The sequence below is a fragment of the Flavobacterium psychraerolatum genome (genome assembly GCF_025960985.1).
Lineage (GTDB): Bacteria > Bacteroidota > Bacteroidia > Flavobacteriales > Flavobacteriaceae > Flavobacterium.
The window spans coordinates 1-14,254 of the sequence record NZ_JAOQMX010000029.1; the positions used below are offsets into that span (position 1 = coordinate 1).

A 14,254-nucleotide genomic window follows, 5' to 3' on the forward strand; every position below is an offset into this window, starting at 1 on the left:
TAAATCTTGGATTAGAACAACCTATTCTTGGGTAAGCGAAAAAAACATTAATCGATACTTTGATGAGTTCTGCTACCGAATTAACCGCTCACAAAGCAAAGACACAATATTCAATAATTTAATCAAAAGAATGGTAAAAGCAGATAATATTTGTCAAAAGGAGATTATATGTAGCTAACTGCTTACCTCAATAAATAGAAATAGTAATAGCCAATATGATTTCTTAAAAATATTTTTAGTTTGCAATATGATTAAGAAAATTGGTAAGAAAAAGTAAAAATGTTCTTCCACACATAATGACCATGCGTGAGAAAAAGTTCCATAATATTTTAAGTCAGTCCAAAGTTTTGAGTAAATGTCAAAAATTTCCAAATTGAAGGTAAACTTTCTTTTTCCCTAAAGACAGGGAAAACAAAATAAATTACTACAACAGTTAAATATGCTGGAATAATTCTAAAAATTCGTTTTAAAAAAAAATCTTTGTATGAAATTTTTTTTTCTTGTTTAATTTTTAAAAATAATTGTGATGAAATTAGAAAACCACTCAATACAAAAAATAAATCAACTCCTGTCCAACCAAATCCTGCATAATCTGGTAGCCAGTTTGGTTCTCCACCACTCAATATAAAATAATGAAAAAAGAAAACTATAAAAATTGCTAATGCTCTTAAATGGTCTAACCCGTAAAATATTTTGTCACTTTTATTCTCTGAAATCACTATATTTATTCGTTTTTTAGGTTTATTTTCAGTTTTCTGTTGCTCGAAAGTGTCTCACAACTTTAGAATTATTATCTAAAAAACAACCACTCAATAGCTTTTGGAAATTCATCACTCCAATAACTTTCATTGTGCTCGCCGTTTTTATTAATGCTCAAATTGATTTCCATTTTACTTTTTACAAATTCGCTTTGCAACAAACGTTCTCTAAATTTTTGAACATGATCGACCATATTCTCACGCTCTTCTGCGCCTGCATAAAGGTAAATTTTTGTATCATCTGTATTTTCAACTTCTACATCAATTTTGAGTTGAGGCGCTACCCAAAGAGAGGGAGAAAAAATCATCAATCGCCCAAAAACTTCTGGATTGCGTAAACCACTAAAAATGCTAATCAAGGCTCCCATCGCACTACCACCTATTCCGGTGTGCTTACGATCTTTTTTAGTTCTAAAATTTTGATCAACATAAGGTTTCAACGTTTCGGTCAAAAATCGAATGTATTTTTTTCCTTGCCCTTTACCCAAAACTGTTTTTCCGACACTGTACTCTGTTAATCTATCACCATCAGCATGCTCTACGGCTACAACAATAATTTTTCCAATTTTGTACTCTGCCATAACAGCCAATTTTTTGTCGATTTCCCAATTACCGTAGGCCGCATTACCATGAAATAGATTTTGAGCATCTTGCAAATACAATACAGGATAATGCTCGGTTGTATGATCATAATCGTGAGGTAGCAAAGCCCAAACTTTTCGAGTAGTATTAAGTTGCGGAATCTCAAATTCATCAGACAGCAAGACTACTTGGGGTAGAAAATTCGGTTTATAAGGAAGCCAATTACGTCTCCATTTTGGAACATACTCTTTTTGAATACCCGATTTCAATGCAGTCGAACGATTTTCTGTAATCTCTTCGTTCTCTCCAATCTCAACTGCACTCCAATCCCCTTTTGTAAATTTGTACAAAAGTAAGTCCGGAAAAGTATGATCAATATTAAATTTAAACTGATACGTATTTTCAGAAATCTGCTCTAATTTATAATTTTCATCTTGGGTACTCCAATTATTAAAATTACCTGCAATGTAAATTGGCCTACCGTCAATATCATCTGTTTTTAATTCGATGATTAGACTGTTTGTATTCGGTACTTTTTTGTTTTGAAAATCAATTGTGGTATTATTCACTTTCATTCTATCACTATTTTGGAAATATCTTATAGTGACAAAGGTACTTTTTTGAAATTAAAAAAAAAGCCCAACAGTTAAATTAAAACCATTGGGCTTTTATACTATATTCTTACAAATTAAATCTACTTCTGACGGCTTTTTAAAACAGAAACTACATCGTCTAATTTAAATCCTTTAGCTTGCAACAAAATCAAGTAATGAAACAATAAATCAGCACTTTCACCTAAGAATAAATCATCATTAGTGTCTTTAGCTTCAATTACAACTTCAACAGCTTCCTCACCTACTTTCTGAATAATTTTATTAATTCCCAATTTGAATAAGGAGGCTACATAACTTTTCTCTGAATCAGCATTTTTGATTCTAGACTCGATAGTATTTTCTAATTTGGAAATAAAACCATAACTCTCAACGTTTGGCGTTTGCCAGCAGGTATCGGCACCTGTATGACAAGTTGGTCCGACTGGTTGCGCCTGAATTAACAAAGTATCACCGTCGCAATCGTTTTTGATATCTACCAAGTTCAAGAAGTTACCACTCTCTTCGCCTTTTGTCCAAAGCCTTTGCTTAGAACGGCTATAAAACGTTACTTTTCCTGTTTCAACTGTTTTTTGATATGCTTCGGCATTCATGTACCCCAACATCAAAACATTTTTAGTTTCACTGTCTTGTATAATTGCTGGAATTAATCCGTGTGCGCTTTTTGAAAAATCTATCTCCATTATGTAATTTTTGAAATTTTGAAATTAGAATTTAGAAATTAAATATCAGTAGTTCGAGTTCGTTGTTCACACTTCAAACATCTTACTTCCTACCTCTTATTTCTAAAGTCTTACTTCAATATTATTATTTTTTAATTCTTGTTTTAATGCTTTGATTTCGATTTCCTTAAAATGGAAAACACTTGCTGCCAAAGCGGCATCAGATTTTCCGTCCACAAAGGTATCGATAAAATGCTGCACATTTCCTGCACCACCAGAAGCGATAATCGGAATATTAACTAAACTTGACAATTTAGCCAAAGCTTCATTTGCAAATCCGCTTTTGGTTCCGTCGTTATTCATCGAGGTAAAAAGGATTTCTCCTGCCCCACGTTGTTCCACTTCTTTCGCCCAATCGAATAAATTTAATTCTGTTGGCACTTTTCCGCCCACCAAATGAACAATCCATTGACCATCAATTTGTTTGGCATCAATGGCAACTACCACACATTGGCTTCCAAATTTCTGAGCCAAATCGTTGATCAATTGCGGATTTTTTACGGCAGAAGAGTTGATAGAAACCTTATCAGCACCATTTTGCAACAATACTTCTACATCTTCTACAGCTGATATTCCACCACCAACAGTAAACGGAATATTTATCGTAGCGGCTACTTTTCGAACTAAATCAAATAATGTACGCCTTCTTTCTTCGGTTGCTGAGATATCTAGAAAAACTAATTCATCTGCACCTTCGTCAGAATAAATTTTGGCCAATTCTACAGGGTCACCAGCATCACGCAAATCTACAAAATTTACGCCTTTTACCGTTCGACCGTTTTTAATATCTAGACAGGGTATGATTCTTTTTGTTAGCATGTTGTTTTTTTATTTTCCTACAGAGACGTTGCAGTTCAACGTCTCTACGATATGATATACTGTTCCAATTGCTTCAACGATATTCTTCCTTCGTAAATCGCCTTACCAATGATGGTTCCTTCACAACCCAATTCGGCTAATTTTGGTAATTCGTCGAAAGTTGAAATTCCACCCGAGGCAATTAGTTTAATCTCGACTCCGCTCGATTTGATATTACATGACTTTAAAATCTTTTCGTAGAGATCAAAACTTGGTCCTTCAAGCATTCCGTCTTTGGCAATGTCAGTACAAATCACATACTGAATCCCTTTCGATTGATACCCTTGGATAAAAGGAACTAACTCTTGGTCTGATTCTTCCAACCATCCAGAAACAGCTACTTTTTCATTATTAGCATCTGCACCCAAAATAATTTTGTCTGCTCCAAATTTAGCGATCCATTTTTCAAAAACTTCTCGGTTTTTCACAGCAATGCTTCCACCCGTAATTTGGTTAGCACCAGATTCGAAAGCAATTTTCAAATCTTCATCTGATTTCAAACCACCACCAAAATCAATTTTTAATTTAGTTTGTGTAGCAATTTGCTCTAATATTTTGTGATTGATAATGCGGCTTGATTTCGCACCATCCAAATCCACTAAATGCAAATATTCTATTCCGTGCGCCTCAAATTCTTTGGCTACTTCAAGCGGGTTTTCATTGTAGATAATCTTTGTATTGTAATCTCCTTTTGACAAACGTACACATTTTCCGTCGATGATGTCTATAGCTGGTATTATTCTCATAGTTAAAGTCTAGGTTAGAAATTAGAGGTTAGAAGTAGAAAGTTTTTCAAAATTTGTTCCCCAACATCACCACTTTTTTCTGGGTGAAATTGCGTTCCAAAGAAGTTTTTATTTTCTAGAGCCGATGAATATTCCAATTCATAATTAGTAGTCGAAATCGTTTCTTTGCACAATGGTGCATAAAAACTGTGTACCAAATACATATATTCTTTTTCGGCAATACCTTTAAACAAGTCCGATTTTAAATTGTAAATCGTATTCCATCCCATTTGAGGTACTTTTACCTTATTTGAATATTTATACACATTTACATCAAAAATACCCAAACCTGTTGTATCGCCTTCTTCCGAGTGGTGACACATCAATTGCATACCCAAACAAATTCCTAAAACAGGTTGTGTCAAAGTCGGAATCAAACTGTCCAACCCACTTTGGCGTAACATATTCATGGCATAACTTGCCTCTCCTACTCCAGGAAAAATCACTTTATCCGCTGCTCTTATTTCGTCAGGATCATTACTCAAATCTGCAGTATATCCCAATCTTTCGATGGCAAACATAATACTTTGAATATTTCCTGCTCCGTAATTTATGATTACTATTTTCATTTTTTGTTAAGCTTTTGGCTATTGGCTGCTAGCTTTTTGCAAGCACAATAACTAAATTTAAAATTTGCATTTTGCCAAAAGCCAGAAGCTAATAGCTAAAAGCCTTTTTAAAGCATTCCCTTCGTACTCGGCAAAATCATTTTCTCTGTATCACGTTTCACCGCTACTTTTATCGCTTTCGCGAAAGCTTTAAAAATGGCTTCGATCTTGTGGTGCTCATTATCGCCTTCTGCTTTGATATTAATGTTTGCTTTTGCACCATCAGAGAACGATTTGAAAAAGTGAAAAAACATCTCAGTCGGCATTTTACCTACCATCTCACGTTTGAATTCCGTTTCCCAAATCAACCAATTTCTTCCACCAAAATCAATGGCTACTTGCGCCAAACAATCATCCATCGGTAAACAGAAACCGTATCTTTCAATTCCTAATTTATTTCCGAGCGCTTTTGCATAGACTTCACCCAATGCAATCGCAGTATCTTCAATAGTATGGTGCTCATCAACTTCTAGGTCACCCACCACTTTTATCTCCAAATCCATCTGTCCATGACGCGAAATTTGGTCTAGCATATGGTCAAAAAAGGCAATTCCGGTATCAATTTTACTTTGACCCGTTCCGTCCAAATTTAGTTTGATGTAAATATCTGTTTCGTGTGTTTTTCTTGAAATAGTCGCAGTACGCTCTTCTAATTTTAAAAACTCATATATCTTTTTCCAATCCATAGATTGCAATACGATAGTTTCGTCTAATTCTTCTCTTTTGGCACTAATTTCTTCGCTACCCGCTCCATCAGAATCATTCATAAAGATCGCTTTGGCTCCTAGATTTTTCGCCAATTCCACATCAGTCAAACGGTCACCTAATACAAATGAATTTACCAAATCGTAATTTGGATTATCAATATATTTAGTCAACATACCTGTACGAGGCTTGCGTGTAGGCGCATTGTCTTCAGGAAAAGAGCGGTCTACAAAAATATCATCAAATAGTACTCCTTCATTTTGAAAGGCTTTTAATATGAAGTTTTGCGTTGGCCAAAACGTATCTTCCGGAAAACTATCCGTTCCCAATCCGTCTTGATTGGTCACCATTACCAATTCAAAATCCAATTCGGTGGCTATTTTAGCCAAATACTGAAATGATTTTGGATAAAACTCCAATTTCTCTAAACTATCTAATTGGTATCCTTCTGGTTCCAAAACAATCGTTCCGTCACGATCGATAAAAAGTACTTTTTTCATTATTTTTATTGCTTTTAGCGGCTAGGTTTTGAACTTTAGCTAACTTTAATTACTTATTCAATATCATTATTAGGGCGTGTCCCTACGGGTCGAGCTCCCGAAGCCTCGGGACGTTCCCGCTTTTTTATTCTTGCAAAAATAGCAAGATTAAAAAGAGCTCCACTACTATCCCTCACGCAAAACTACACTATTTTTACTACCCTGTCAGGGTTCTAAACCCTGACAGGGTAGTAAAAATAATTATAATAGTTCTATTCAATAATCAAATTATTAATTTCGTTCATATTTTGATTTTCATTATGATAAAAAATAAAATTTTCAATATCACCATAAAATTCAATTGTTTCGTTTCTTTTAAGCTTGGTTGACTTATCTGAAATGATTGTCCCGTAAGACGACCAAGGATATAATTTCATATCCGTTACAAAACCATGATGAACAGGATTGTTATGAATATAAAAAATCAATTGTTTAAAATAATGCTCTGATGTAACAAGCTTTCTTTCAAAAGTTGCTTCAAATAAACTCCCAGTCCTATTATGCCTCTTATTGACTGATTGTGTATAAGCATTAAACAAATGCGAAAACTGCCTCGAAGGATTAATCACTTTCGGAATCTCGGTTGTTGTATAACTCAACTCTTCATTTATAATTTCATTCTCTTCTTTGATGCGTACCAATATATGAAAATGATTTTTCAATAAACACCAAGCAAAAGTTTCAGCAATCGGCTCAATATATTTAGCATATAATTTTAAAAAATGGTTGTAATTTTCGATTGATAAAAAAATATCAATTCCGTTATTACCTCTGTTATAAATATGATAATAATTGCCATATTCTATAGGTTGCTTTACTTCCATTTTTTTAAATTATTAAATTAAAAAAACTAATTCTATTATACAAATAACCCTATCAGGGTTTAAAACCCTGATAGGGTTATTTTAAATCGTTGTCAATGCCTCCATCAGCTTATTATTTTCTTCTTCTGTTCCGATAGTCAATCGTAAGGTGTTTTCGCAAAGTGCTTGGGTCGTTCTATTTCGAATAACAATTCCTTTGGCGATCAACTCTGCGTAACGCTGGTTTGCATTATCTACTTTAATCAAGATAAAATTGGCTTCGGTAGCGTAAATTTTTTCTACAAAAGAGACCGTACCTAATACTTGCAGTAATACAGTCCTTTGTGCTATGATTGAGTCTATTTCGTTTTGAATTTTAACTGGATCACTCAAACGCTCTAGTGCTCTTTGTTGCGTTAATTCGTTTACGTTATACGGAGGCTTTATTTTGTTGATAACCGCTATAACTTCTGTAGAGGCATAACATATTCCTAAACGAATTCCTGCCAAACCATACGCTTTTGATAAGGTTTGGGTGATTATCAAATTAGGATATTGTTCCAATTTCTCTAACCAACTTGCTTTATCTGAAAAGTCGATATACGCTTCATCAATTACAACTAAACCATTAAATTTCTCTAGTATGGTAATCACACTTTCTGTAGAAAATGAATTTCCCGTTGGGTTGTTTGGCGAACACAAAAAGATGATTTTTGTGTTTGACGTAACCGCATCTAGAATTTGTTCTACTTGTGGCTGAAAATCGTTCGACAATACAATCTCTTTATTCTCAACATTATTGATGTTTGCCAAAACCCCATACATACCGTAGGTTGGTGGTAAACTGATTACGTTATCAACCTTAGGCTCACAAAATGCTCTAAATAGCAAATCTAGTACTTCATCACTTCCGTTTCCTAGCAAAATCTGATTTGGATTTACATTCTTCATTTTTGCTAAAACTTCTTTTACTGATATTTGCTGCGGGTCTGGATAACGATTCACCCCATTTTGATACGGATTTTCATTCGCATCCAAAAAGATCATCTGAGCAACATCAAAATCCTTAAACTCATCTCTTGCAGATGAATAAGGCTTTAATGACTTGACGTTGTCTCTGGTTATATTTTGTATGTTAAAATTTTTCATCTTTTGTTTTAAAAAACTATTTAATAATATCCTCAATAATGTTCAAATGATGGTTGTTATGAATTCGCAAAAACCGAATTGTTTGCTTTAAATTTAATTCACCAAAATAAGGATGCGGAATATGATTATTTGATTTCAAATTCTTCATAATTTCTAAATTATTTTTTGCTAAAATCAAGTTCTCTTTCAAGCTTTCTATTGTAATACTATTTTCAGGCTGCACCATTTTTGGCGCTTTGGCTTTTCCTCTAGGTAATTTATTTAAAGTAAAAACCAACGTCCGCATAAAATTAAATTTCCACTTATAATTCTCTTCTTTTGATTTTTCAAGAGTACTAACAATAAAATTAAAAGTTAATAATGTATGAGCAATTTGCCAGCCAACAGTACTAGAAGAAATAGCGGTATTAATTATATCTATTTCTGGAATTTTACTTTCCAATCTACTTAACTGTTGCTCCAATTTTTCCATTATTCCCTCTTTATTTTCCTAAAAAACTACAATGCCTTTTTGTTATTCTCAATCAAAGCCAAACGCAAACTAACTGCATTTTTATGTGCTTGCAAACCTTCGGCTTCTGCCATTAATTCAATAGCAGTTCCGATATTTTGAATTCCAGTTGCTGATATTTTTTGGAAGGTCATCGATTTCATAAAACTATCCAAGTTTACACCGCTATAATTCTTTGCGTAACCATTGGTTGGTAAGGTATGATTCGTTCCCGAAGCATAATCACCTGCACTTTCGGGTGTGTAATTTCCAATAAAAACCGAACCTGCATTCCCAATATTATTCACATAAAAATTTTCGTTTTTCACGCAAACAATAAAATGTTCTGGACCATATTCATCTATTAATTCCAATGCGATTTTATCATTTTTGAGATAGATTAATTTAGAATTTGCAATGGCCTTTTCGGCAATAGCTTTTCGCGGTAATTGCTCTAATTGCAGTTCAATTTCTTTTTCAACGGCATCAATCATCTCTTTAGATGTTGCAACCAAAACAACCTGACTATCAACACCATGCTCTGCTTGAGAAAGTAAATCCGAAGCTACAAAAGCAGGAACTGCAGTATCATCTGCAACCACCAATAATTCTGATGGTCCAGCTGGCATATCAATCGCTACACCAAACTGTGTTGCCAATTGTTTAGCAACAGTCACGTATTGGTTTCCAGGTCCGAAAATCTTGTACACTTTCGGAATCGCTTTCGTTCCAAACGTCATTCCAGCGATGGCTTGGATTCCGCCAACTTTGATAATTTTTGTTACACCGCATAAGTTTGCAGCATACAAAATAGCAGGATTTATATTTCCGTTTTTATCTGGTGGAGAACACAAAACAATTTCGTTACAACCAGCAATTTTAGCGGGAACTGCCAACATTAGAACCGTCGAAAACAAAGGTGCTGTCCCTCCAGGAATGTACAAACCTACTTTCTGGATTGGTCTTTTTTCTTGCCAGCATTGTACACCAGGTGCTGTCTCTACCGATACACGAGATGTTTTTTGTGCTTGATGAAAGGCTTCTATATTTGCCTTCGCTAATGCAATAGCCTCTTTTAAATCATTTGGAATTGAAGCTACAGCAGTTTCAATTTCAGCTACAGTCACTTCACTATTTTCAAAGTATACTCCATCAAACTGCGTGGTATATTTGGCCACAGCCGCATCTCCGTCTTTTTGAACAGCCGCAAAAATTTCTTTTACCGTTTGTTCTATATCGTTTACCGTTTTGGTGGGTCTTTCTAAAATAGAAGCCCAAGTTTCCTTAGCGGGGTTGTATATTTTGTTCATTGTTTTATTTATTTAAAAACAAACTTTTAATAATTCGTACTTACTATCTTTTACCTATTAACTTATAGACTTTGATATAATTACATACGATTTTCACTATGATAATTCTTGAAATTTTTTTCTAAATTCTAATGGATTCAAAATATTTGGAAATATTTCTTTTGTCCCACCAGATCCAACAATTCGAATTGATCCATAACCGAGAATCCTTCCTAATATTCCTTGATCAACATTGATACTTTCAATTTTTGATAGATTCATTTCAAATGAATACCTACTAATTAATCCTGTTTTTATAATTACACGTCGATTTGTGATAGCAAATTCGTCAGTATATTTATGAATTAATGGATAAATAAATAGGGTTAGAATTGCTTTTAGATTACAAAAAATAATCCAGTGATATGTTGTTTCAAATTCAACATGCTCCTCTTTGATTAAATGGTTATTTACGTAGTTACCCATGTTTTTCTCTTAAATTAACAAACACCTCTTTTTATTATAACTTAATTTATAAAATGAAAATTTAGTATTCATTCTAAGTTAAAAAAAATTAAAGCACCATTTTCTCAATTGGGCAAACCAGAATCCCTTCGGCACCAGCTTCTTTCAATTGGTCGATTACTTCCCAGAAAGTATCTTTATCAATTACTGTGTGTACACTACTCCAACCTTCTTGCGCTAATGGCATTACTGTTGGACTTTTCAACACTGGAAGAATACCGCTGATTGCTTCGATTTTATCGTTTGGTACATTCATTAAAATGTATTTCGATTTTCGAGCTCTTAAAACCGATTCGATTCTAAATTTTAATGTGTTGATAATTCTCTGGGCTTCAGGAGAAACTTTTGGAGAAACTGCTAATACTGCTTCACTTTTAAAAATTACTTCAACCTCTTTCAAATTGTTTTTAAATAAAGTACTTCCGCTAGAAACGATATCTACAATTGCATCTGCTAATCCTATATTTGGTGCAATTTCGACAGAACCAGAAATCTGGTGAATATCTACAGAAACTCCTTTTGAATTACAATAGTCTATAACAGTATTTGGGTATGAAGTCGCCACACGTAAACCGTTTAAATCTTGAATTGAATTGTATTCAAATGCTTTAGGTACAGCAATAGAAACTTTACATTTCGAAAAACCTAATTTTTGAATTACTTCAATATTTTTCCCTTTTTCGACCAATAAATTATCTCCGACAATGGCAATATCTACAACTCCATCAATCAAATATTGTGGAATATCTGAATTTCTTAAATACAATACTTCTAACGGAAAATTAGAAGCTTCTGCTTTTAATTGATCTATACCATTATTGATTGAAATACCCGCATCTTTAAGAATTTGAATACTTTCTTCGTTTAATCTACCTGATTTTTGAATTGCAATTTTTAACGTACTCATTTTTTTTGTTTTTTTTTATATTTATTGAATGTGTTTGAGCACAAAGGACTTAACACACAATGAAAAACCCGTTTGATGTGCTCAAACGGGTTTATTAATATGATGAACTACATGCATACCATTAACACATCGCTTGAGAGCAATAATGAAAATGATGATGATGTACTTGATTTGATAACATGATATATAATGTTTAACTTTTTTGTTGCAATGCAAATATACTTTTTATTTTAAATATGCAGCAATTTTTATTACACTTATAAACAACAAATTGTTACAAAACTATTTTTCGTATTCTTTTTCGATCGGAATTATCTTTACTGAAGTTTCGCGAATTTCGGTATGTCTCACTTCTCCACCTGTCTCTCCCGTTTTTAAGGCAAAAACTAGTGCGATCCCCGCAATTACCAAAACAATGATGGAAATCAAACGTGCTCTTGTATGCGTTTTGATATTCAAATAAAAACCATAAACTGACAAAAGCCCCATTGCGTATAGTATTAAAGCAAGTTTCTCTGCATATTCCTCATGCTCGTGAATAATTTGATGTCCAATACTTGGCATATCTTCAACTAATTCTTCTGCTCCTTCTCCTGTATACATACTCAAAAAAGCCGCAATAGCAGCCACTAAAAATACAGAATAGGCCGTGTTTTTTATTCCATTATTTCGAAAATACAGTCCTGAAATTAAAATTCCGAAACCAAAAATTAATCCAACGATTGGAAAATGATTGACCATTAAATGCAAATGAGCGTCGTTCATGATTTTTAAAAATTTGTAAAGTGTTTTTAATATTTTCTTTTAATATCAAAGATAAGACAGTTTTTTCGGGTATCGAAAACAAAAAAATATTTTATGAGTTTTTTATCTCAAAATACCACTTCTAAAGTATCAAAGCTTCATTTTTTGAATTCTAACTGCATTTAGAATTGCCAGCAGTGCTACACCAACATCTGCAAAAACAGCTTCCCATAAGGTCGCAAGTCCACCAGCCCCGAGGATAAGAACTACTAATTTTACACCAAAGGCCAGACCAATATTCTGCATTACAATTTTACGTGTTTCTCTACCTATTTGTATGGCGGTTGGAATTTTACTAGGATGATCATTCTGTATCACAATATCTGCTGTTTCTATAGTGGCATCGCTACCCAAACCACCCATGGCAATACCAGCATCTGCCAATGCAATCACAGGAGCATCATTAACACCATCACCCACGAAGGCAATTTTATAATTTTGAGCTTTCAGTTCTTGTACTTTGGCAACTTTATCCTCTGGTAATAGATTTCCAAAAGCAGTTACTATACCTATTTTTTTGGCTACCATATCTACCACGCTCTGCTTGTCTCCAGATAACATTATGGTTTTGATACCTAATTTGTGCAAAGCTTTTATTGTTTGTGCAGCATCTTCTTTGATTTCGTCAGCAATAGTGATATATCCTGCATAAGACCTATTTACAGCTACTACTACAATCGTATCAGCAATTGTTTCAATTACTTTATCATAATCGATACCAAACTTTTTCAATAATTTAGCATTACCAGCTAAAACTTCTTTACCGTTTATAACTCCCTTTAATCCATAACCTGGAATCTCTTCCACAGCCTCAATTGTCGCGTTTTTATAGATATCTAGTGCGTAATCTACAATAGCCACAGCAATTGGATGTGTAGATTTACTTTCTAATGCTGCAGTTAGTAGTAGGAATTCCTCTTTCTTCAATCGATTTGTTATCACGCTTTGCACTTTAAAAACACCTTTGGTTATCGTGCCCGTTTTATCCATAACAACTGCTGTAACTTTGGTCATTACGTCAAGAAAATTACTCCCTTTGAACAGAATTCCGTTTCGAGAAGCCAAACCTATTCCACCAAAATAACCTAAGGGAACAGAAATAACCAAAGCGCATGGGCAAGATATCACCAAGAATACCAAAGCACGATACAACCAATTTGAAAACACATAATTGGAAACAAATAGATACGGTAAAAATACAATTGCAATGGCCAAATACACTATAATTGGCGTATATACCTTAGCAAATTTGGTAATAAACAATTGTGTTTTTGATTTTCTGGCAGTGGCGTCTTGCACCATTTCTAAAATTTTGGAAAGTTTACTGTCTTTGAAAAGTGTAGTTACTTGAATCTCGGCAACTGAATTTAAGTTAATCATTCCTGCCAAAACCACTTCTTCTTTTTTCTTGGTATCTGGTTTGCTTTCGCCTGTAAGTGCAGCAGTATTGAAGGAAGCACGATCCGAAATCAATAATCCATCTAAGGCCACCTTTTCTCCCGGGCGTACTTGAATAATTTCATCAATAGATACCTCAGCAGGGTCTACGGTTACCACTTCGTCATTCCGCAACACATTTACCGTATCTGGACGTACGTCTAGCAAGGCTTTGATACTGCGTTTTGCATTGTTTACGGCAGCATCTTGAAATAATTCACCAACAGCATAAAACAACATAACGGCAACCCCTTCGGAATATTGATTTATGCAAAAAGCTCCAATGGTAGCGATAGACATCAGAAAGAATTCGGAGAAAAAATTCCCTTGTTTGATTTGTTTTAACGCTTGAATATTCACAGGAAGTCCTACAAAAACATATGCAATTGCATACCAAATTAGGTTAATTGGAAACGTAAAAAAATCAGTATTAGTTTGTTCAAAAATAATTCCTGAAACCAAAAGCATAAAACTAATGATTGCGGGTAAATATTTTTTAAAAATAGATTCATTTTCATCACTATCCCCATGATTATGTCCGTTATCATGTTCATTATGATTGTGATGCTGTTTTTTATCGAAAGATATTTTTATATCAGTTGAGCAACAGCTGTTTCCTTTTTCATCTTTTGGAGAACAATTTTGAATTGAAGTTTTATTTTCCATAGTAATTATTCTATTA

Annotated in this window: 15 protein-coding genes and 1 pseudogene; 1 reads left to right on the plus strand and 15 read right to left on the minus strand. The window is 33.9% G+C overall.

The genetic code is table 11. The features are described 5' to 3' along the window. Window positions 1-178: pseudogene (locus M2326_RS11440) on the plus strand (IS1595 family transposase); the annotation flags it as partial. Window positions 179-329: 151 nt separating this feature from the next. Here the strand turns inward: M2326_RS11440 and M2326_RS11445 are convergent. The 15 genes from M2326_RS11445 to M2326_RS11515 all read right to left on the minus strand — a co-directional run bounded on the left by M2326_RS11445 (window position 330) and on the right by M2326_RS11515 (window position 14,238). Further along, entirely contained in the window at window positions 330-719 is a 390-nt protein-coding gene (locus M2326_RS11445; RefSeq protein WP_264619696.1) for an acyltransferase family protein, read from the minus strand. A gap of 71 nt (window positions 720-790) precedes the next feature. After that, window positions 791-1,915 carry an alpha/beta hydrolase gene (locus M2326_RS11450; protein WP_264619697.1) on the minus strand — a complete coding sequence of 375 codons (1,125 nt, stop codon included), beginning with the start codon at window positions 1,913-1,915 and terminating at the stop codon, window positions 791-793. A gap of 119 nt (window positions 1,916-2,034) precedes the next feature. Continuing rightward, window positions 2,035-2,634 carry a bifunctional phosphoribosyl-AMP cyclohydrolase/phosphoribosyl-ATP diphosphatase HisIE gene (gene hisIE / locus M2326_RS11455; RefSeq protein ID WP_264619698.1) on the minus strand — a complete coding sequence of 200 codons (600 nt, stop codon included), beginning with the start codon at window positions 2,632-2,634 and terminating at the stop codon, window positions 2,035-2,037. 102 nt (window positions 2,635-2,736) lie between these two features. Then, the gene (gene hisF, locus M2326_RS11460; protein WP_108741389.1) at window positions 2,737-3,492 is read right to left on the minus strand and encodes an imidazole glycerol phosphate synthase subunit HisF; all 756 of its coding nucleotides are present in this window, start codon (window positions 3,490-3,492) and stop codon (window positions 2,737-2,739) included. 44 nt (window positions 3,493-3,536) lie between these two features. Further along, window positions 3,537-4,277, minus strand: coding sequence for a 1-(5-phosphoribosyl)-5-[(5-phosphoribosylamino)methylideneamino]imidazole-4-carboxamide isomerase (hisA, locus tag M2326_RS11465; protein ID WP_264619699.1), 741 nt, complete (start codon window positions 4,275-4,277; stop codon window positions 3,537-3,539). A 14-nt stretch (window positions 4,278-4,291) separates the two neighbouring features. Then, the gene (gene hisH / locus M2326_RS11470; protein ID WP_264619700.1) at window positions 4,292-4,885 is read right to left on the minus strand and encodes an imidazole glycerol phosphate synthase subunit HisH; all 594 of its coding nucleotides are present in this window, start codon (window positions 4,883-4,885) and stop codon (window positions 4,292-4,294) included. Between the two features lie 107 nt (window positions 4,886-4,992). Then, the gene (gene hisB, locus M2326_RS11475) at window positions 4,993-6,129 is read right to left on the minus strand and encodes a bifunctional histidinol-phosphatase/imidazoleglycerol-phosphate dehydratase HisB (protein ID WP_264619701.1); all 1,137 of its coding nucleotides are present in this window, start codon (window positions 6,127-6,129) and stop codon (window positions 4,993-4,995) included. A 251-nt stretch (window positions 6,130-6,380) separates the two neighbouring features. After that, window positions 6,381-6,992 carry a hypothetical protein gene (locus M2326_RS11480; RefSeq protein ID WP_264619702.1) on the minus strand — a complete coding sequence of 204 codons (612 nt, stop codon included), beginning with the start codon at window positions 6,990-6,992 and terminating at the stop codon, window positions 6,381-6,383. Between the two features lie 81 nt (window positions 6,993-7,073). Beyond that, window positions 7,074-8,120: a histidinol-phosphate transaminase gene (gene hisC / locus M2326_RS11485; protein WP_264619703.1), complete on the minus strand. Its 1,047-nt coding sequence runs from the start codon at window positions 8,118-8,120 to the stop codon at window positions 7,074-7,076. 16 nt (window positions 8,121-8,136) lie between these two features. Continuing rightward, window positions 8,137-8,592, minus strand: coding sequence for a DUF1569 domain-containing protein (locus M2326_RS11490; protein WP_264619704.1), 456 nt, complete (start codon window positions 8,590-8,592; stop codon window positions 8,137-8,139). A 26-nt stretch (window positions 8,593-8,618) separates the two neighbouring features. Further along, a complete protein-coding gene (hisD, locus tag M2326_RS11495) occupies window positions 8,619-9,920 on the minus strand; it encodes a histidinol dehydrogenase (RefSeq protein WP_264619705.1) in 1,302 nt (433 codons plus the stop codon). A gap of 96 nt (window positions 9,921-10,016) precedes the next feature. Further along, complete coding sequence (locus M2326_RS11500) at window positions 10,017-10,385, minus strand: PH domain-containing protein (protein WP_264619706.1); 369 nt, start codon at window positions 10,383-10,385, stop codon at window positions 10,017-10,019. An 88-nt stretch (window positions 10,386-10,473) separates the two neighbouring features. Further along, on the minus strand, window positions 10,474-11,331 hold the full coding sequence (hisG, locus tag M2326_RS11505; protein WP_264619707.1) for an ATP phosphoribosyltransferase: 858 nt from the start codon (window positions 11,329-11,331) through the stop codon (window positions 10,474-10,476). A gap of 282 nt (window positions 11,332-11,613) precedes the next feature. Further along, entirely contained in the window at window positions 11,614-12,096 is a 483-nt protein-coding gene (locus M2326_RS11510; protein WP_264619708.1) for a DUF2231 domain-containing protein, read from the minus strand. A 129-nt stretch (window positions 12,097-12,225) separates the two neighbouring features. Next, window positions 12,226-14,238: a heavy metal translocating P-type ATPase gene (locus tag M2326_RS11515; protein ID WP_264619709.1), complete on the minus strand. Its 2,013-nt coding sequence runs from the start codon at window positions 14,236-14,238 to the stop codon at window positions 12,226-12,228. Between the last annotated feature and the right edge of the window lie 16 nt (window positions 14,239-14,254).